The sequence below is a fragment of the Paenibacillus camelliae genome (assembly GCF_023715345.1).
GTDB lineage: Bacteria > Bacillota > Bacilli > Paenibacillales > Paenibacillaceae > Pristimantibacillus > Pristimantibacillus camelliae.
Genome location: NZ_JAMBNY010000001.1, coordinates 721,108 through 741,559, shown reverse-complemented (window position 1 = coordinate 741,559; position 20,452 = coordinate 721,108). Strand labels below are relative to the sequence as shown.

The window sequence follows — 20,452 nt, the reverse complement described above, 5'->3', positions numbered from 1 at the left end:
TAAGTGCAGTAGGAGGTTAGACATGAGTACGACAACGAAAAGAGTTCCTCGCTTTAACGGTAAACGCAATCGTTTAGCTCGCCCAGAGCTGCTTGCCCCTGCCGGCAATCTTGAAAAACTAAAATTTGCTGTGCATTATGGTGCGGATGCCGTTTATATCGGTGGGCAGCAATACGGATTGCGCTCAAATGCGGATAACTTTAGCTTCGAAGAGATGAGGGAAGGCGTTGAGTTTGCTAAGAAATACGGCGCTAAAGTCTTCGTAGCAACGAATATTTATGCCCATAATGAGGATTTAGAAGGCATTGAGCAATATTTGAAAAACCTACAAGAGGCAGGGATTGCAGCAATCATTGCGGCTGATCCCATCATTATTGAAACAGCTCAGCGAGTTGCTCCTAACATGGAGGTTCATCTCAGCACACAGCAATCGGTGCTTAACTGGAAGACGGTCCAATTCTGGAAGGAAGAAGGCCTGCCACGCGTGGTGCTGGCACGTGAGACAAGCTTTGAAGAAATTCAAGAGATTAAAAATCATGTTGATATTGAGATCGAAGCATTTATTCATGGAGCAATGTGCTCGTCATTCTCTGGCCGTTGTGTGTTATCCAATCACTTTACAGATCGAGATTCCAATCGTGGTGGCTGCTGCCAATCCTGTCGCTGGAAATATGACCTGTTTCTCGAGGGTGCGCCAGTTAATGAAGAGGGTGAAGACCCATTTACAATGGGCTCCAAGGATTTGTGCATGATTGAGCATATTCCTGATCTCATTGAGGTGGGGATCGACAGCTTTAAGATCGAGGGTCGAATGAAGAGCATTCATTATGTTGCATCGGTCGTGAATGCGTACCGTCAAGCTATTGATGCTTATTTCGATGATCCCGAGCATTACGAGCTGAAGCAGGAGTGGCTTGATGAAATTAATAAGGCAGCTAATCGCCCGCTTAATACAGGATTTTTCCTTGATGTTCCTGGAACAGAGGATCATATCTATACAGCGGAAGAGAAACCGGCACCTTATGATTTCGCTGCAGTTGTTCACGACTACGATGAATCGACACAGTTTGCTACGATTGAGCAACGTAGTCACTTTACGGTTGGCCAGGAAATCGAATTTGTCGGGCCGGGTGGAAGATTCTTTAAGCAAACCGTTTCTGAGTTAACGGATTTAGAAGGTAACAAGCTGGATGTCGCACGTCATCCATTGCAAAAGCTGCGTATTCGTACATTGAAGCCAGTTCAACCAATGGATATTATGCGCAAAAAAATTAAATAACAATTACGCTGGACCCATGTGAAATTTAATTTTGCATGGGTCTTTTTTACTGCAGACATTGACAATTTTCGCCGCTTAACAAATAATAGAGCTAGACAGGACTGCTGTACATAAACCAAAAATGAAAGCGTTTAACTCAAATCAAAGGGCGGTGCTATAGGTGAAAGTAAAAAAGGATGACGCTTCGAAAAAACAAAAGAAAGTGAAGAAAAAAGCTCCAATTAATATGAATCCGTTTCAATCTGTGGGTACAAAGCTGTTCTTCTATATCTTCGGTGGTATATTGGCCTGTGTATTAACGATGGGCATTATGGCTTATAACCAATCAAAAAGTATTATAGAGAATAAAGTATCTGAATCAGGACAGCAGACGATTAGTCAGCTTGCTGTGAATTTAAACAATACATTAAAGAAATACGACGACCTTACTTTGCAGGTCATGGTCGATCCTGCTTTTCATGAGCTTGTAGGCACGGTGACGGATAAGCAATTAGGAGAATATGAAAAATTCGAAGCGACAAAGGATATTTCCAGTAAGCTGCAAAGCATGATCTTTGGTAATGATAATATTAATGGTATGGCTCTTATTCCCGTTGACTCAAGCGCGAATATCATTACTGCAGGTAGTGCTCAGCATAGTAAAGTTGAACAACTGAAGGAGGAGCCATGGCTGGAAGAGGTTAAAGAGCTAAATGGCCGAACAGTATGGATAGATGCAAGAGCAGGTGGACTTATCGCTAACAATACTTCTAGCGCTAGCTTTGGCGTAGCTCGTCTATTGAAAAATACAACGAGCAGTCAAGCCGTTTATGTGCTGGTGCTTGATATTTCGACTAAAGGAATATTAAATGAGCTTGATAGAATTTCACTTGGTGAAGGTAGCGAGCTATCTATTGTCAATGCTAATAACCATTATATGGTGCATGCTGATGCTTCTAAAGTAACAACAGAATCAGTATTCAAGCTAGATGGATCTGAACATAATAGTGTTAGCACAACTTTAGAGGGCATCGGCGATGTGCTGTTAATGCACAATGTACTGGAATACACGGGATGGTACCTAGTCGGGAATATTCCGGTAGAAGAGCTGGTTAAGGATGCCGAGGTGATCAGAAACCTCACGATTAATCTAGCGATTATTGCAGCATTAATTGCGGTTGGGATAGCAGCAATTGTCATTATAACGATTGGTCGTCCGCTCATTAACCTCCGTAATTTAATGCAGGAGGGTGCAAAAGGAGATCTAACGGTTCGTTCGACGATTAAAAAGCGTAAGGATGAGATTGGGCAGCTTAGCAGCAGCTTTGACCAAATGATGGAGCAAATTACGTACTTGGCAGAGCAAACTAAAAATTCTGCTGACGCCGTTCTAATGACGGCATCGACGTTAACCGATGCATCGACTAAAACAGCAATCTCAGCAAAGGAAATAGCTGTCGCAACAGAAGAAATTGCAAATGGCAGTACGAGCCTTGCAGTGGAAGCTGAGCGTGGCAATGACATTACATATATGATTAATGAGCAAATGCAGCAAGTCATACATGCGAATGAGCAGATGGTCCAATCTGCTTATGACGTTGAACAAGCGAGTGGTAAAGGAACGGCTTATATGGCTGAGCTCATTGAAAAAACTGGAATGACAGAAGTTATGACGAGAGAAATGGTAACGAAGGTAGACTCATTGAAGGACAGTACCCGTTCCATTGTTCAAATTTTAGATGTACTTAACGCTGTAACGAAGCAGACGAATATCTTATCTCTAAATGCGACAATCGAGGCTTCAAGAGCCGGCAACGCAGGAAAAGGCTTTATGGTTGTTGCGAATGAGATTAGAAATCTTGCTGACCAATCCACGCAATCCATAGATGTTGTTGCACAAATTACAGACCGTATCCAAAATGAAATCGTTGAAACAGTCGATGTGCTATCAAAAGCACATCCGATGTTCCAAGAGCAAATACATTCTGTAAAGGAAGCAAACGTGATTTTTGAAAATGTACAAGGGCAAATGAGTGGATTGATTACGAAGCTTGAAGAGGTTACTCGCTCTGTACAAAAGCTAGAAGCTTCTCAGCATGTCCTTAATGAAGCAATGAGCAATGTTAGCGCAGTTGCACAGCAGTCATCAGCTACTTCCGAGGAGGTTGCAAGCTTAAGCTCCGAGCAGCTAAGTGTTAGTGATAATTTAGTTATATTGTCTACTGAGCTAAGCGAAGTGTCTAATGCACTGAAAGAAACATTGTCTCAGTTCAAAGTTTAGATATTAATTGTAGTGAGTAGAAGCAGGCAATAGGGATAGGAAGTCCCTATTGCCTGCTTCTTTACGTAGGTTAATAGAACTAATATATTAGAGCTAAATGCTTCCTGTTTGTGGTATATTCCGATAAAATAAAACATTTTAATTTCGAAATATGTAGAATTTTGGTGGGTAATGATGGTATGATTAGAGAGATTTAATATTTAGTTCTAAAGCAGTACAATAATTTAAGGTGGTGCTAGACAGCATGAAGAAAGTCAGACAAAAAAATTCTTCATCGAATCAACAGAACAAGGATGCTAAAGCCGAAATGAAAAAAAGTTTCGAGCTATTAGGCAAAACATTTAGATCACAAATTAATACGATGAAGAGTGGAAATCGCAATAAGATAACGCATAGTATAGGCGTTAAGCTGCTTATTATTATGTTTGTTAGTATCGTACTCTGTGTTTCAGCAGTTGGTACGATCTCGTTCCAAAAAGCAAAGAGCTTACTAGAAAGCAACGTATCAGCAGCCAACGTTCAGACGATTAATCAGGTTGGTAATAGCATTGATACAGTTCTGAAAAGCTATATAGATGTATCATTCCAAATTATGTTTGATAATACCATTATAACCGCAATGAAAACGTTGCTTACGACAGACAATACATATGAGCAGTTAGAAGCAAACCGTAACTTAACGGAAAAACTATCAAACTATATGGTGACGAATACGACGATTCGTAACATAGCAATTGTACCTATGTCGGAAAAGATTGAGCCATATATCAATGGTACAGCGACAAATTTAGCAGTCCAACGCAAAAAGGGTGAACAGTATCGCAGTACTGATTGGTTCCAAACTGCAGTTGAGGAAGCAGGGGCAGCTGTGTGGGTTGAGCCTCAAGCTGAAGGAATAATAGACCCTACTCCATATCGATCAGTTGCGCTTTCACGTCTCGTTCGAGATTTAGGCAATCCTGATCAATCCTATATGCTCGTGTTAGAGTTCGATGCTCAAAACCTATTCTCAGCAGCAAACGATGTTGATTTAGGAAAAAATAGTGAAGTGGTTATTCTGAATAACCAACATCAGTTTGTTTTTAGTCAGAATGAAGAGGCTTACGGTACAGAGCCTAAAATTGTTATTTCAGAATCAACGACTGAGCTTACTGCGGATAGTCGAACAGTTAAAGGTGCAGACGAAAAAAGCTACCTAGCCGTTTTCCAGACTTTGAATAACTATGATCAGTGGCGTGTTATTGCTGCCATCCCAGTAGAGGTTTTTGCAGCACAGGCTGCACCGATAGGTAATATTACCGTTATCATTTGTATTATTGCTGCCTTTATTGCGATTGCAGTCGGAATCTTCATTATGCGCAATATTGGCGCTCCGCTTGCGAAGCTTAGCGGTCAGATGGAAAAAGGCGCTGGTGGTGATTTGACCGTTCGTGCATCGATAAAGGAACGTAAGGATGAAATCGGTACGTTATCGAAAAGCTTTGATATGATGATGGAGCAGATCTCGCTATTAGCTACGCAGACGACTAGCTCCGCGGCTGAGGTTCTTAAAACTGCCTCTGAGCTTAGCGAAACGTCCAATAAGACAGCCATTGCATCTAGAGAGATTGCTGTGGCAACGGATGAAATCGCAGGTGGTGCATCAAGTCTTGCGGTGGAAGCAGAAAAAGGAACTGATTTAACGAGCCGGATTAACGAGCAGATGGATCAAATGAATCAGTATGCTAATAATATGTCACAGTCTGCCCAAGAGGTTGAACGTGCCAGTCAGCAAGGAACAAGCTATATGGCAGAATTAATCGATAAAACCGGCACGACAGAACAGATGACACGTGCAATGGTAGATAAGGTTAATAAATTGAAGGAAAGCACAACATCGATTGTCAAAATCTTAGATGTTCTAAATGCAGTAACGAAGCAAACGAACATTCTTTCTCTAAATGCTACGATTGAAGCTGCACGAGCAGGAGCAGCGGGTAAAGGCTTCATGGTAGTTGCGGATGAGATTAGACAGCTTGCCGATCAATCCCGTCAATCGATTGAGGTTGTTGCTGACATTACGACAAAAATTACGACCGAGATTGAAGAAACGGTAGCCGAGCTAGATAAAGCCTATCCGTTATTCCAGGATCAAATTAACTCTGTTAAGGAAGCGAACCAGCTGTTTTTATCTGTACAAGCTCAGATGGACGGATTTAAGGATAGCATGAATCTAGTAAAGGAATCGATTGATGATCTGAATCAATCTCAGCATGTACTTAGCGATTCTATGAACAATGTTAGCGCGGTTGCACAGCAATCTTCAGCTACGAGTGAAGAAGTAGCATCACTTAGCACAGAGCAGTTAAACATTAGTGAGAATCTTGTGCAGCTATCCAATCAACTGCAGCAAGTATCAAATAGCTTAAAAGATAGTCTATCAAAATTTAAGATCTAGTGTTCATTCTTTTTCAGGCTAATCCCTATGGATTAGCCTGATTTTTTGTTTTTAGCACGTCATAAATAGGCAATACTAAATGTACAGCCGAGGAGGAGTACATTTATGCATAAAAGAGCGCTTATCGTTGGTATAGGCTTTACATGCTTGATGTTCATCTATATAGCACGATTAATGATTGTTCAAATTATCCCAACTGCGATCAATGGATCGAGTGTAAATAATAAATATAAAGAACACAATTGGAAGGCTACTGCAGTGACGCAGCGAACGAAGCAGCTTCAGCTCGATGACGGTCGTGCTGTTTTCCTAGACCAGCATGAGCAGCCGCTGCAAACGGAACGGTATAAGACAATCGCATTCTTTCCGATAAAACGCTGGGATGAATTGACTTTAATTGAGGCGACTAAGCTTGGCACGATATTGGACCGAGCACCAAGTGAGCTCATGTCGTGGGTGAAGGAGCTAAAGTTTGCTGATTTCATCTACGATGATAAGCATTTACCAGTCCGATTGACTGAACAACAAATTAGGCAGCTCAGTCAGCTCGATCAGGAAGGGTTTGAGGTAGTAGATTATACAGCGAGAAATGGACACAACGATAGCTACAGACATGTGATTGGTTTTATCGGTGAGCATCCAGAGTGGGTAGAGCAGCGCTATCGTTCAGAAATCGATACACTAAAAAACTGGGATCGTAACTCTAAGGTAGGAGTAAGCGGCTTAGAGCATTCATTAGATCGAATATTGCACGGTTTAGGGCCAACCTACATATCATACACGTTGGACGGTCAATCGAGATATATGGCTGGTATTGGAGCTAGATTTATTGCACCGAACAATCCATACTACCCTTTACATGTCGTAACGACATTAGACTTAGAGCTACAAAGCTCAATTGAGAAGCTAATGGATGAACGAAACGTTGCAGAAGGAGCAGTCGTTCTGCTTGATGCAAGCAACGGTGACATCAAAGCGATGGTATCCCGTCCACGATTACAGCCGGAGTCTTGGGCAAATATCGATAACAATAGCTGGCGTAACCACGCGCTAACTGCCTATGAGCCGGGCTCTATATATAAAATAGTTACTGCAGCAGCGGCATTGGAGTATGGTGTAGTAACAGAGGATGAGCAATTTCATTGTAGTGGTGAATATGGCAAATATGGCTTATCCTGCTGGAAAAAGGGTGGCCATGGAAAGCAAACATTAGCAGATGCTTTTGCCAATTCCTGCAATATCGTTTTTGCAACATTAGCTGAACGATTAACGTCACAGCAGCTTCATGATACTGCTGCAGCACTAGGTGTAATCCATCCTGTAGGCTGGCATAACGATCAGCGCATATCACCTTTACCTGGCCCAATGCGTCTTCTTGAAGAGGAGGAGGCTGGTACTGCCGTTCATGATGTTTTGACAAGAGATGGAGGAATTATGGCACAGACTGGCATTGGGCAGCGGGATGTACGCTTAACACCACTGCAAGCTGCTAATATGATCGTAACGATCTTGAACGGAGGACTGCAGTATGAGACAAGAGTTGTATCAAGCATCAATTATGCAGATGGAATTCCAGTCATCGAGCTTCCTGTTCATATCGGACACGAACATAAATATCGTATCCATCCATCTACAGCACATCGTTTAAGGTATTATATGGAGCAAGTTACAGCGCGCGGAACAGCTGCTTATTTGCAGGGTGGAGCATGGTCTTTAGCTGGAAAAACGGGAACAGCGCAACTTAGCGGGAATCTTGATGGCTACAATAATCAATGGTTTACTGGTTATGCGCCTGCAGACAAGCCTCGTTATGCTGCAGCCGTACTATTGAGAAAGACAAGAGCTGATAGCAAAAACAAAGCGGCAAGCTTATTTCAAGAGGTGATGGAGCTTGCTGCAGAGCACGAATTAAAGGAGCAGGGGCATAGCAAGAAGTAATTGTGATAAAAAAGGAGTAAGCTGGAGTATTACTCCATAGCTTACTCCTTCTGTTAAGTACATGCTGCACTTATTGCTCTTCTACCTTATCCAGACTATCATATTCTCCGATCGGCTTACGAATCCAACGCTCGAAGTAGCCTTGATCATATAATGCTTTCACGAGAATAAGTAAAATTGGCGACATAATCATACCTGCGACACCAAACAAGGAAAGCGAAATAATCATAAATGCCAGCATTGTAAATGCTGAAACACCAAGCGAATCACCAGTAATTTTAGGCTCAAGCAATTGTCTTGCCACAATCACAACAAGCCAAATCGCTGTTACCCAGATCCCTAGCTGGACGTCTCCAACAATAAAAAGATAAGTAATCCACGGTATGAAGATTGTACTTACGCCAAGCAGTGGCAGTACATCAAAGATAGCAGCAATGATAGAGATAATGAGAGCATTTTTCACTCCTAATAGAAGGAGTGAAGCTAGAATAACGATAAACGTAATGCTAATGAGCTTACTTTGTGCCTTGATATAGACCCAAATCCCTTTTAGCACGTTATCTCGTAAAAAGAAAAATGCCTGCTTAAACGTATTCGGTGTTTTCTCATTGGCAATTCTTTTCCAATCTACGATTTCAATACTTAGGAAGTAGGCTAATATAAGACCGATAGCCGCATTAAATATAAAGGAAGTAAACGATGAAATCGAATTGATGACAGCCGTTAGTGCAGCCATCAGCCAGGTTTGAATTTTATCCGATGCGCTTTGCAATATCGCAGCGAGCTCATCGGCAATATTAATGTCGAATGGTAGACGTGAAAGCTGTTCTTCGACATACAGCGTTCCTTGCGTGATATTCGCGGTTAGTAGCTTCTGATAATAAGGAAGATCAGTGATAAGCTCTGTCCCTTGTATAGCAGCAATAAAGATGATTGCGCCAATAGAGCCAAGGATGATAAGCGTAAAGAGAATAGCAGAGATCGCAGCAGCGATGCTTTTTTTCATGCCTAGCTTGTGTAGACGCTTCGCTAACGGTTCAATACATACGAAAATAACTAAGGAAAAGAATATCGGCTTAGCGATGTTGTAGATTAGGCTAAACAGCCACATTGCTAGTATGACTGTAACGACAATCAGACCGATATCGAACATCGTACGCCAATACTTTTTATAGAATGATAACAAGAGCATTCATCCTTTCAACCAAAATCTGAGATTGTTTACAACAGTAAATATTAGTGAGGAAAATGAGAAAATATGATACAATATTAGCTAGTGCTTTTAATAATTTCTTAATGATATAAAGCCTATATTGACTATATCATTTTTTGGGTGAGGAAGACAATCATGGAGAATCTCTTAACTTGGGGCTTTTATTTTATGACCTTCTACGCATTTATTCCAGGATTGCTTAGCAGAGTATTCGGTTATCGCGTATTCAAAAAGGGAGATGCAAGAAATGAACTTGCCTTAACCTTCGATGATGGGCCTGACCCTATATATACAGAGCAGCTACTAAATCTGTTGAAAAAATACAATGCTAAGGGTACTTTTTTCGTAGTTGGTGTACATGCCGAGCAGTATCCTGAGCTGTTGTTACGTATGAAGGAAGAAGGCCACACGATTGGTGTACACAATTATGAGCATAAAACGAATTGGTTTATGCGGCCGAAAACGGTAAAAAAACATATTGAATTAACGAATGATATTATCGAAAAGGTGACAGGCGAGCGTTCGATTTATTACCGTCCTCCATGGGGGATAATGAATCTATTTGACTATCGAAATGTATCGAAGCTTCATATTGTGCTATGGTCCTCATTGTTTGGAGATTGGTCAGAAAAGATTACAGCTGACAAATTAAAAAAACGTATGCTAAAAAAAGTAGCGCCAGGAGAAGTGTTATTGCTTCATGACTGCGGAAGAACATTAGGTGCTGATGTGGATGCGCCTCGTAATATGCTGATTGCGCTAGAGGCCTACCTAAAGGCAGCGACCGAAAAAGGGTTGAAAATGGTTACGATTGACGAGCTGATTGTATTAAGTGAAGGGAAGCTTAAGCAAAAACGTTCACTTGGTAAACGAATGCTCATTAAGCTATGGCTTGGCTGGGAAACATTGTTTCACAAGGTGATGAAGTTGAAGGCAGTAAAGGTAGAGGATGGTTCCATGCTGCATTATCGTCTAATTACCTACAAGGGTGAGGAGATAAGCATGCATCAGGATGATGTACTATCGAATGGCGATCTCATTGCAGAGCTGCATTTTGATAATAGAAAATTATCTGAGATAGCTTTTACATCAAAAAATCCTTTAGTGGTTGCTGTTAAAACGATTCGTGAAGTAGAAAGAGCACTCCCTAAGCTTGCAACGATGCTGGCTGCTGAGCAACAAGCTAAGCATATTAAAGCCATTCAAGGAATAACGATGATTAATCGTGGGGCAGACAAGCTTGGTTTTAGCATTCATAGTATGCCTGAGGGCTTGTTCAAGAAAAGCACGGAAATGTATTTGAGTGTATTGATGAAGGTATTAACACCGAAACAAAACAGTGTTCAATCCAATGCTGCCGCTAGAAAGGCGACAGTGGAAGAACCTAAAATCCTCATAATGTCGACAAACTATTTATATGAAAATTTCGCACAGCACTAATAGATAATTATCATGAGTTAACACATACATTAGAAATAATAAGCGTATTCGACTAAAATCGAATACGCTTATTATTAATTTTTCAGATAAAATCTACTGTAGTATTATACTTTAGCATTGACACGTTACATTCAAAGAGCCTATAAAAAAAGGGGTTCGAAATGCGGCTGCATTTCAAACCCCTTAAATTTATTGTATGCTGCTACATTTTCATAACAGCGCCTGTGTTAGCGCTTGTTACGAGATGAGCGTAACGTGCCAAGTAGCCGCGTTTAATCTTAAGATCAAAGCCAGGCCATGCAGCTTTACGAGCTTCAAGCTCCTCATCGCTAATCAGTAGGTTCATCGTACGATTGTTCATATCGATCTCAACGATGTCACCATCTTGGATGAAGGCGATTGGACCACCGTCAGCTGCCTCAGGTGAAACGTGGCCAATGGAGATACCACGAGAAGCACCGGAGAAGCGTCCATCTGTAATTAAGGCAACCTTAGCGCCAAGTCCCATACCCGCAATTTGGGAGGTAGGAGCAAGCATCTCAGGCATACCAGGACCACCACGAGGACCTTCATAACGAATAACGACAACGTCGCCTTCTTTAATTTTTCCGTTTGCAATACCTGCAAGACAGTCATCTTGAGAGTCAAAGCATACAGCAGGACCTTTGTGATAGCCACCAACAGATTTATCTACCGCACCTGTCTTAATAACTGCGCCATTAGGAGCAATGTTACCGAACAGAATAGCTAGTCCACCACGCTCTGTATGCGGGTTATCGATTGTATGAATGACATCTGTATCTTTAATCTCGCAGCCTTCAACATTTTCACGAATCGTTGTACCAGAAACGGACAAGCAATCCCCGTTAAATGCGCCTTCTTTTTTCAATAGCTCGTTGATGATCGCACTAACGCCACCAGCATTGTGCACATCTTCGATATGATAGTCAGAAGCAGGAGCAATTTTCGCTAAATGTGGTACACGCTCAGCAACCTCGTTAATGTTTTCGATGGAGTACTCGATACCAGCTTCATGCGCAATAGCAAGTGTATGAAGAACCGTATTCGTAGAACCACCCATTGCCATATCTAACGCAAAAGCATTATCGATCGCTTCCTTTGTTACGATATCGCGAGGCTTGCGATCCATTTTAATAAGTTCCATCAGTTGACGTGCAGATTGTTTAACAAATTCTTTACGCTCTGGAGAGACAGCAAGAATCGTACCATTGCCCGGCAATGCAAGTCCTAGGCCCTCTGCAAGACAGTTCATGGAGTTCGCAGTGAACATACCTGAACAAGATCCGCAGGTTGGGCAACCAAATTGCTCTAGCTCTAGCAATTGATCGTCATTGATAATTCCGGATTGGTGAGCACCGACACCTTCAAAAACGCTGGAAAGTGAGATTGCGCGGCCATCAGAAGTTCTGCCCGCTTTCATCGGTCCACCACTAACGAGCATCGTAGGAATGTTAACACGCAATGCACCTAGAATCATACCAGGTGTAATTTTATCGCAGTTCGGTATGCAAATCATTCCGTCGAACCAGTGAGCATTAACTACTGTTTCTACAGAATCTGCGATAATCTCACGACTTGCCAAGGAGTAACGCATACCGATATGGCCCATGGCAATACCATCGTCTACGCCGATCGTATTGAATTCAAATGGAACACCGCCAGCTTCACGGATGGCTTCCTTTACAATTTTACCGAACTCCTGTAAATGCACATGACCTGGAACAATGTCGATGTAGGAGTTACATACCGCAATAAACGGCTTATCGAAGTCTTCTTCCTGAACGCCTGCAGCACGAAGCAAGCTGCGATGTGGCGCGCGGTCAAACCCCTTTTTGATCATATCAGAACGCATTCTTTGTCTTGCCATATGAAGTTCCTCCTTATACCTTTACGCTATAATGACTTTCATTGTTTACACTCTTAAATTACGAGTTCAAACCGATTTCTATTTGAACATCCTATTAAGTCTATAAAAATAATATTAGCATACTGAAAACGTTATGGCTAGAAAGTTATGCTGGATAAAGTAAGGAATTAAAGCAGGCTGTCGAACTTTTTGCTATACTATGAATAGTTAATCATAGAATAAGCTTCAGCGACGTAAAAAGTCGATAAAGGAGAAAAAGACAAATGACGGATAATAACGAGCACAAAATTGAAATTATGTATCAGCTCGATGAATCATTCCGGGAAATACGGAGCGCAATTAATACATATTGGAGTAAATACAGTGTTCATGGAATTGGTATTACACATGGACGATTATTGTCCACACTCGCCAATGAAGGAGCACGAAAGGCATCGTATTTGGCTGATCGACTTCATATTACATGTGGTGCGGTAACTGGTATTGCTGACAAGCTTATCGAGCACGGTCTTGTCGTACGATTGAAGGATGATTCCGATCGCAGAGTGGTGCTTTTAAGTTTAACTGAGCTTGGTGCAAAGCGTGCGGAGGAAATTAAAATGATAAGAAAGAACCTCATGCTAAACATGTTTGCAAGTTTGAGTGAAGAGGAAATGGAGCAAGGCTTACAGCTCTTTACGAAAATTAAAAGCAATTTATTTGATTATTTGGATTCTGAAGAAGAATGAAAAAAGAAGCTTTGTAGCACATTAATATCATTAAGATTAATAGATGAAATTAAGCATAATGTTCGTGTTTTAGCCGTGTAATCGCTTTTAATTGTGACTAAATTTTGAAATTTATAAAATTTTGCTTAAAAACCGAAGAATATTGTGTAATATGAAGAAGTATTTTGTCGAATTACAACACAAGGAGAGAAAAACTGTGAAAAAGAGATTGACTTTAATGTTATCCCTAGTTCTAGTCATGGCTTTACTTGCAGCTTGCGGCAGCAATAACAGCAAGAACGAAGGATCCAATGCATCGGAGAGCGACAAAAAAGATCTGAAGATCGCTCTTGTTCTTCCAGAAGAAATTGGTGTTAACCCATTCTTCGAGCTAGCAGATCAAGGATTACAAAAAGCAGGTGAAGAGTTCGGTGTAAAAGTTTCAACGATCCAATCTTCAGATCCAAATGCTTTTGAGCAAAACTTCCGTTCTACAGTAGCTGAAGGCTATGATTTAATTATTACTGCTACTTTCCAAGCAGAGGATGTATTAAGAAAAGTAGCGGCTGAAAATCCTGACAAAGCATTTGCTATTATTGACACAGTTATGCCAGACGTTCCAAATGTACGTAGCGTTGCATTTATCGAGAATGAAGCTTCTTTCCTTCTTGGCGCAGCGGCTGGACTAATTACTGAATCAAATGTAGTTGGTAATATCGTTGCTGTTGAAGGCGCATTGATGGATAAATACACAATTGGCTTTGAAAAAGGTCTTGCTCATACGAATCCAGATGCAAAAGTTCTTGTAAGCTACGTTGGTGGCTTCACAGATTCAGCAAAAGCAAAAGAGCTTGCTAAGGTTCAAAATTCACAAGGTGCTGACTTTATTGCTGGTATGTCTGCTGTTGGTGACTTCGGAGTGTTTGAAGCAGCTGCTGAAGACGGCTTCTATACATCTGGTCAGGACGTCGATCGTACGGTTATTGATCCAGAGCACATTATACTTTCTCAAATTAAAAACGTAGACGTTGTAACTTACGATACGGTTAAACAATTCGTAAACAATACGTTTGAATACGGTGAAAATTACTACGGTCTTGCAGATGATGGCGTGGGACTTACTTTTGTAACAAGAGAATCTGAATCTCCATTAAGCGATGCAATCGGTGAAGAAAGCCTAGCTAAGCTTAAAGAAATTGCAGAGGGTATTAAAGACGGTTCCATCGACACTTCTGTTACTGCACAATAAGTGTTAGCCTAGTTACATTACCGGCTGCAGCCTATGCAGCCGGTTTAATTGTTTGAAAGGAGCGTTTGTATGCTGCTTGAAATGGACAGTATTACAAAGTCGTACGGATTAGTTAGAGCGAATCAAAACGTCAACTTTAATCTGCGCAAAGGCGAGGTTCATGCGTTAATTGGAGAAAATGGTGCTGGAAAAACAACGCTTATGCGTATTTTGTATGGTATGGAGAGTCCGACAAGCGGTCAGATAAAAATCGATGGAAAACCTGTTACATTCCATGATCCAACAGACGCAATAAAACATAAAATCGGCATGGTGCACCAGCACTTTATGCTGTTTCCAGCCTTTTCAATTGCAGAAAACATCGTCATTGGTGGGGAGCCAAAAAAGGGAATTGTTTTCGATCGTAAGCAAGCGATTGAGCAAACGATCGCTTTATCAGAGCAATACGGGATGCCGGTTGATCCCAAAAAGAAAGTTGCAGACTGCTCGCTCGGTATGCAGCAGCGAGTGGAAATACTAAAAGTGCTATATCAAGGTGCAGAAACAATTATTTTAGATGAGCCCACTGGTGTACTTACTCCGCTTGAAGTAAAAGAGCTTCTAGCATCTATTAAAGCGTTAACTGCAAAGGGAAAAAGCTTCATTATTATTAGTCATAAGTTAAGTGAAATTATGGAGGTTTCTGATCGTATTACTGTCTTGCGCGATGGCGTTGTAACAGGTACGGTGAATGCTTCGGAAACCAATGAAGAGCAGTTATCACGAATGATGGTCGGCCGCGAGCTTATCAAGCTTGAACGTAGTGAAGCCAAGATTGGCAAACCAGTACTAGAGTTGAACGATGTAACTATTGTCGGCAATAAAACCAAGCCCTTGCTTGAAGATGTACAGTTTAATGTGCATGAGGGAGAAATTGTTGGTGTTGCTGGTATTTCTGGTAATGGGCAATCTGAGCTGCTACAGGCGATATCAGGGCTAATGCCAATAGATCGTGGTACGATTGCTTTACAGGAGAAGAATATTACTGGCGCTTCAGTAAAAATGATACGCGAAAGTGGTCTGGCTCACATACCTGAGGATCGATATTTATGGGGTGTGTCTAAGGAAGCGACCGTTTCAGATAATGGAATAATGGGTCATCTGTCTAGAACGAGTAAGCGTGGAATGCTGGATGGCAAGGCGATTCGCACACTTGTGTCTGGCTGGGTAGAACGATTCGGTATTAAGACTGGCTCGCTTCATACGAAAGCACAATATTTATCAGGCGGTAATCTGCAAAAGCTAATCGTTGCAAGGGAGATTGCACAGCAGACTCCATTTTTAATTGCTGCTGAGCCAACGCGGGGAGTCGATGTTGGTGCAATGGAAATCATCCATGGCGAGCTGCTTAAACGTAGAGACGAAGGCGCAGCGATTTTACTCGTTTCAAGCGAGCTTACAGAAATTATGAAGCTTTCAGATCGAATTCTTGTGATGTATGAAGGAAAAGTTGTTGGTGAGCTGGATGCAGCCACAGCTACAGAAGAACAAATTAGTTTATTAATGGCTGGAGGGAAAGCGGTTGGACAAGCTTAAAAGTACACTACAATCACTTGTACAGCCTCTGCTTGCAGTATTAGTCGGCTTGCTCGTAGGTGCAATCGCGATATTAATTGTTGGCGGTGACATACTGGAAACGTATCGTGAGATGTGGAAGGGTGCTTTTGGCAGCTTCTATTTCCTTACGAATACTTTAGCACGTGCAACACCAATTATTTTAGTAGGTTTGGGTGTAGCGCTGGCGTTCCGTGCTGGTTTTTTCAATATGGGTTCAGAAGGACAGATGGTGTTAGGTGCATTAAGTGCAGCCTTAACCGCATTGTACATTCCAGGACCGGGCTGGGTGAAGATAATTGCTGCTTTTGCAGCAGCGGTTGTTGTAGCAGGGCTATGGTCAGCATTAGCTGGTTGGCTTGATTCAAAGTTCGGTATGAATCTGCTCATAACAACGTTACTTCTCAATTACATTGCTACGTTGTTTGCGGGATATATGGTTGCTTATCCGTTCAAGGACCGTTCAGGTTCAGCGGCCTTATCCCAAACAGAGATGATTGACGCAAGCGTCATGTTACCTAAGCTATTCCAAGGAATGACGGTTCACGTAGGCTTTATTATCGCGATTGTTGCTACATTAGCACTGCATTTCTTCATTAACTCGACAACAAAGGGCTATGAGATTCGTATGCTGGGAGGCAATCCCTTATTCGCCAGCTATGGTGGTGTAAGTCGCGGTAAGCTGATGGTGATGAGTATGTTCATTAGTGGAGCATTCGCTGGGTTAGCGGGTGTATCCGAGGTTTTAGGTACTCAGTATCGCTTTCTTGATGGATCACTAACTTCGGCTAACTATGCTTGGTCCGGTATTATGGCTACTTTACTTGCTAATTCTAACCCTATTGGAACGGCGATTGCGTCATTACTGCTGGCCGCTCTTCAAACTGGCGGAATGGGTGTAGAGCGTAATACTGACGTACCACTTGAAATTTCAAGCATTATTCAAGCAGTATTGATACTATTTATTTCTGCAAAATTCACGATTTCATTCATTAAACGTAAGAAAGCGGGGGCAAAAGATGGATCAGCTGTTTGATGTGTCATTGTTCGCTGCAGCATTACGTATGGTTGCTCCTATTTTGCTGGCAGCGCTAGGCGGAGCAATCTGTGCTCGAGTAGGGTTGTTTAATGTCGGCTTGGAAGGCTTGATCTTGATCGGTGCTTTTTCAGCTATATTAGGGAACTATCTAACAGGCAGCATTGCTGTGGCGATATTGTTCGCAATGGGATTTTCCTTACTGTTTTCGCTGCTGTTAGCTTATATGAGTATAAATTTGCAAGCGAATGTTATTATCGTCGGGATTGCGCTTAATTTCCTTGCTGCAGGTTTAACTACCTTTGCACTTCGTGCAATTTTTAATGTGAAGGGCGCCTATTATGACAAGGATATGAAGGGGCTGCCTAAGCTGGATATCCCCGTTCTTAAAGATATTCCGTGGCTTGGAGATGTGTTATCTGGTCAATCAATTCTTGTTTATGCGGCGATTGTTATCGTTATTGTACTGCAATTTTACTTGTTCAGAACGGTATCAGGCTTCCGATTGCTTGCTGCTGGTGAAAATCCTGTAGCATCAAGAAGCTTGGGACTTAATGTGAAAAAAATTCAATATGCTGCTGTACTGATTTCCGGCGCACTTTGTGGCTTGGCAGGTGCACAGCTGTCACTAGGTAATGTTACGATGTTTACGGAAGGCATGACCAATGGTCGTGGCTTTATTGCTCTAGTAGCAACGATGCTTGGACAATCTAATCCAATTGGTGTTGCAGGAGCAAGTATGTTGTTTGGATTTATGGAAGCATTGAGCTATCGCTTGCAGAACTTCTCTGTTCCGTCCAATATAACGGCTATGCTACCGTTTGTCGTCACAATTATCGCTATGATCTTCTTTAAAAGCTCCGGCTATAAAAATGAAGCGAAGAAATCAAGCGGCAGCTCCAGATAACTATTGTACGAGCGTTGAAGCAATCAAGATTAATGGTACAATAAGTAAGCAGAGAACATAGGCAGAGACGAGGAGGTTTTTTCATGCATAAAAAAGCTGAGCGCTTGAAAAAAGTAAAGGCACCATTAGCTGTAAATGTTCCGCCTGAGCTGGCACATCGGGTGCCACCTGGCCAAACGGTAACGGATCGCTTTCCGATTTTACATGAAGGTGATGTACCTGAGTATGATATGTCTACTTGGAGCATCAAGATTTTTGGTGAGGTCGAGAAGGAGCTGACATTTAGCTTTGATGAACTAATGAATATGCCTCAGACAGATATTACATGTGATATACACTGTGTGACACGCTGGTCGAAGCTTGATACAAACTGGACAGGCATCAAATTTTCTGATTTGCTGCCAAAACTCGGTGTGAAGCCTGAGGCAAAGTATGTTATGGTTCATGGTGATAACGACTATACAGCAAATATTCCACTTGAGGATTTGCTCCGTGACAATATTTTACTGGCACATAGCTATGAAGGTGAGCCTTTAACAGCAAAGCATGGCGGTCCGATGCGACTAATTGTACCTCATTTATATTTTTGGAAAAGCTGCAAATGGATTACTGGCTTTGAGTTTATGACGGAGGATGCTCCCGGCTTCTGGGAACAGAATGGCTTCCATAACTATGCAGAGCCTTTTGCTGAGCAGCGTTTCTCAGGCGACGGATTTGATCTGCCTGAAGATGAATGGCATAAGAAGGAGTTCGATTAAATGTTTTTATCTATATTAGAGGTTCAATCTGAGGAGCTTCCAGGACTTGCTATCGTTTGCGGCGATCCACGGAGAGCGAAAAAAATAGCCGATAAGCTTGAGGATGCCCGCGAGCTAGCTTATGCTCGTGAGTATCGTACGTTTGTCGGAACCTATAAAGGTGTTAAGCTTGCTGTAGTCAGCCATGGGGTTGGCTGCCCAGGAGCAGCAGTTTGCTTTGAGGAGCTTATTAAGGGCGGTGTACATACGCTAATCCGAGTTGGTACGGCAGGCTCTTATTCCGCCGATCACCCGGCTGGAAGCCTAGTTGTAAGTACAGGCGCGATTCGTACAGATGGATTAACGAAGCAGCTTGTTCCAGATGGCTTCCCAGCTATTGGCGATAGCGAGGTTGTAGCAGCACTTTATGAAGCCGCACAGACACAAGGCGGTATTGTGAAAAAAGGGATTACCGTTACGCTTGATGTATTCTTCAACGGTGTTGTAGACATTCCGCATAAAACATACAAAGCAGCAGGTGCTTTAGGTGTTGAGATGGAAATCGCTGCACTCTATGTTATTGCTGCGCTGCGCGGAGTACGTGCTGGGGCAATTGTAGCGATGGATGGCTATGCTGATTCAGATCTGGCTGCAGATTATGATCCTCATACTAATGTAGTGAGTGATGCTGTTGAACGCGAAATTAATGCAGCGCTAGAAGCGATGGTCGTACTAGCTAAGTAAAAAGTAGGTGGGAAGATGGGCAATTTGTTTTATGCGCATCATCTAGAGAAAACGAGCTACCCAACGTTTAGCGCGTACTATTATAGACAGTGGAAAAACTATGAGATGGATTTTCATAAGCATGACTCCATCGAAATGATGTATGTTATTAATGGTCACTGCGAGATTGAATTGCTCGAATCTGGGTCCCTAAAGCCAATCGTAAAAAGGCTAAAGAAAGGTGAATTCATATTGCTCGATGGACGTGTCTCACATCGCTTGCTTGTGAGAGATGAGATAGGCTGTCGAATGCTAAATATCGAGTTCACCTTTCAACCAGCTGAGTATCAATTACCAGCAATTGCTTCACTAGCTGATGAAGATGAGGATTTACAATATCTTCTTCAGCATGCTGGAGCATTTTTTGTTTTACGAGATATTGATGAGGTTTATTCAACTTTGAAAGCATTAGTATTGGAGCTTGATAATAAGCAGTCAGGCCGCAGCTTGAAGCGTGAGTTATTATTCACGCAACTCATTGTCCTTGTTGCCAAGCTGTTCAAAGCATCTCTTTGCTCAGCAGAGCAGTCAAGTGGTGCACTACACTATGTGCGTGAGGTACTAAACGATATTCATCAGCATTATGATGGTGACATTACCGTTGCGAGCTTAGCCAGGTCCGTCAATGTACACCCTAATTATTTGCATCGAATATTCCGAGCAGAAACGGGCATGACGATCGTTAGCTACTTAAATCGTTACCGCATGGAAAAGGCGATGATGCTGCTGCGGGAGACGGACATCCCTGTTGCACATATTTGTGAATATGTCGGAGTAAACAGTAGAGTATACTTTCATGATTTATTTAAGAAGCATACATCATTAACGCCAATGCAGTATAGAGAGAAAAGCAACAGACAGCATTATAACAATGAAGAAGTCAGAAAAGGTTAGAATAACGGACACATGATATGAAAAATGGTAACAATATTGTTAACGCTTCCTTAAGATGCACTGCTACAATGATAGCGTCATCACTTTAAGG

15 protein-coding genes are annotated in these 20,452 nt (G+C 42.0%); 13 read left to right on the top strand and 2 right to left on the bottom strand.

The genetic code is table 11. The features are described 5' to 3' along the window. Positions 1 to 22 precede the first annotated feature (22 nt). From M3180_RS03445 to M3180_RS03430, 4 genes are all read left to right on the top strand, one after another. A complete protein-coding gene (locus M3180_RS03445) occupies positions 23 to 1,279 on the top strand; it encodes a peptidase U32 family protein (RefSeq protein ID WP_251665831.1) in 1,257 nt (418 codons plus the stop codon). A gap of 160 nt (positions 1,280 to 1,439) precedes the next feature. After that, on the top strand, positions 1,440 to 3,539 hold the full coding sequence (locus M3180_RS03440; RefSeq protein WP_251665830.1) for a methyl-accepting chemotaxis protein: 2,100 nt from the start codon (positions 1,440 to 1,442) through the stop codon (positions 3,537 to 3,539). A 244-nt stretch (positions 3,540 to 3,783) separates the two neighbouring features. Next, a complete protein-coding gene (locus M3180_RS03435; protein ID WP_251665829.1) occupies positions 3,784 to 5,976 on the top strand; it encodes a methyl-accepting chemotaxis protein in 2,193 nt (730 codons plus the stop codon). Positions 5,977 to 6,081: 105 nt separating this feature from the next. Beyond that, entirely contained in the window at positions 6,082 to 7,914 is a 1,833-nt protein-coding gene (locus M3180_RS03430) for a peptidoglycan D,D-transpeptidase FtsI family protein (protein WP_251665828.1), read from the top strand. Between the two features lie 70 nt (positions 7,915 to 7,984). On the opposite strand, the gene M3180_RS03425 is transcribed toward M3180_RS03430, so the two are convergent. Further along, entirely contained in the window at positions 7,985 to 9,100 is a 1,116-nt protein-coding gene (locus tag M3180_RS03425; RefSeq protein WP_251665827.1) for an AI-2E family transporter, read from the bottom strand. Between the two features lie 162 nt (positions 9,101 to 9,262). Between M3180_RS03425 and M3180_RS03420 the strand changes: the two genes are divergently transcribed. Continuing rightward, complete coding sequence (locus tag M3180_RS03420; protein ID WP_251665826.1) at positions 9,263 to 10,567, top strand: polysaccharide deacetylase family protein; 1,305 nt, start codon at positions 9,263 to 9,265, stop codon at positions 10,565 to 10,567. Between the two features lie 202 nt (positions 10,568 to 10,769). On the opposite strand, the gene ilvD is transcribed toward M3180_RS03420, so the two are convergent. Next, positions 10,770 to 12,455: a dihydroxy-acid dehydratase gene (ilvD, locus tag M3180_RS03415; protein ID WP_251665825.1), complete on the bottom strand. Its 1,686-nt coding sequence runs from the start codon at positions 12,453 to 12,455 to the stop codon at positions 10,770 to 10,772. A 263-nt stretch (positions 12,456 to 12,718) separates the two neighbouring features. Here ilvD and M3180_RS03410 point away from each other — a divergent pair, with 263 nt between their 5' ends. From M3180_RS03410 to M3180_RS03375, 8 genes are all read left to right on the top strand, one after another. Then, complete coding sequence (locus M3180_RS03410; protein ID WP_251665823.1) at positions 12,719 to 13,183, top strand: MarR family winged helix-turn-helix transcriptional regulator; 465 nt, start codon at positions 12,719 to 12,721, stop codon at positions 13,181 to 13,183. 196 nt (positions 13,184 to 13,379) lie between these two features. Beyond that, entirely contained in the window at positions 13,380 to 14,411 is a 1,032-nt protein-coding gene (locus M3180_RS03405) for a BMP family lipoprotein (RefSeq protein ID WP_251665822.1), read from the top strand. A 69-nt stretch (positions 14,412 to 14,480) separates the two neighbouring features. Continuing rightward, entirely contained in the window at positions 14,481 to 15,986 is a 1,506-nt protein-coding gene (locus M3180_RS03400; RefSeq protein ID WP_251665820.1) for an ABC transporter ATP-binding protein, read from the top strand. Then, complete coding sequence (locus M3180_RS03395) at positions 15,973 to 17,040, top strand: ABC transporter permease (RefSeq protein WP_251665818.1); 1,068 nt, start codon at positions 15,973 to 15,975, stop codon at positions 17,038 to 17,040. The genes M3180_RS03400 and M3180_RS03395 overlap by 14 nt, the downstream gene beginning before the upstream one ends. Beyond that, the gene (locus tag M3180_RS03390) at positions 17,024 to 17,947 is read left to right on the top strand and encodes an ABC transporter permease (RefSeq protein ID WP_251665817.1); all 924 of its coding nucleotides are present in this window, start codon (positions 17,024 to 17,026) and stop codon (positions 17,945 to 17,947) included. Before M3180_RS03395 ends, M3180_RS03390 begins: the two co-directional genes overlap by 17 nt. A gap of 83 nt (positions 17,948 to 18,030) precedes the next feature. Continuing rightward, complete coding sequence (locus M3180_RS03385; RefSeq protein WP_251665815.1) at positions 18,031 to 18,705, top strand: sulfite oxidase-like oxidoreductase; 675 nt, start codon at positions 18,031 to 18,033, stop codon at positions 18,703 to 18,705. Continuing rightward, positions 18,706 to 19,428 (top strand): nucleoside phosphorylase, encoded by a 723-nt coding sequence (locus M3180_RS03380; protein WP_251665813.1) that lies wholly within the window; start codon positions 18,706 to 18,708, stop codon positions 19,426 to 19,428. A 15-nt stretch (positions 19,429 to 19,443) separates the two neighbouring features. Continuing rightward, positions 19,444 to 20,361, top strand: a complete 918-nt coding sequence (locus M3180_RS03375; RefSeq protein ID WP_251665812.1) for an AraC family transcriptional regulator — start codon at positions 19,444 to 19,446, stop codon at positions 20,359 to 20,361. The last annotated feature ends 91 nt before the right edge of the window (positions 20,362 to 20,452 follow it).

What these genes read in the sequence shown, in the direction of transcription:
- M3180_RS03380 (WP_251665813.1), top strand. Translation starts at nt 18,706, where the DNA reads ATGTTTTTATCTATATTAGAGGTTCAATCTGAGGAGCTTCCAGGACTT.
- M3180_RS03420 (WP_251665826.1), top strand. Translation starts at nt 9,263, where the DNA reads ATGGAGAATCTCTTAACTTGGGGCTTTTATTTTATGACCTTCTACGCA.
- M3180_RS03435 (WP_251665829.1), top strand. Translation starts at nt 3,784, where the DNA reads ATGAAGAAAGTCAGACAAAAAAATTCTTCATCGAATCAACAGAACAAG.
- M3180_RS03445 (WP_251665831.1), top strand. Translation starts at nt 23, where the DNA reads ATGAGTACGACAACGAAAAGAGTTCCTCGCTTTAACGGTAAACGCAAT.
- M3180_RS03390 (WP_251665817.1), top strand. Translation starts at nt 17,024, where the DNA reads ATGGATCAGCTGTTTGATGTGTCATTGTTCGCTGCAGCATTACGTATG.
- M3180_RS03410 (WP_251665823.1), top strand. Translation starts at nt 12,719, where the DNA reads ATGACGGATAATAACGAGCACAAAATTGAAATTATGTATCAGCTCGAT.
- M3180_RS03385 (WP_251665815.1), top strand. Translation starts at nt 18,031, where the DNA reads ATGCATAAAAAAGCTGAGCGCTTGAAAAAAGTAAAGGCACCATTAGCT.
- ilvD (WP_251665825.1), bottom strand. Translation starts at nt 12,455, where the DNA reads ATGGCAAGACAAAGAATGCGTTCTGATATGATCAAAAAGGGGTTTGAC.
- M3180_RS03400 (WP_251665820.1), top strand. Translation starts at nt 14,481, where the DNA reads ATGCTGCTTGAAATGGACAGTATTACAAAGTCGTACGGATTAGTTAGA.
- M3180_RS03430 (WP_251665828.1), top strand. Translation starts at nt 6,082, where the DNA reads ATGCATAAAAGAGCGCTTATCGTTGGTATAGGCTTTACATGCTTGATG.
- M3180_RS03375 (WP_251665812.1), top strand. Translation starts at nt 19,444, where the DNA reads ATGGGCAATTTGTTTTATGCGCATCATCTAGAGAAAACGAGCTACCCA.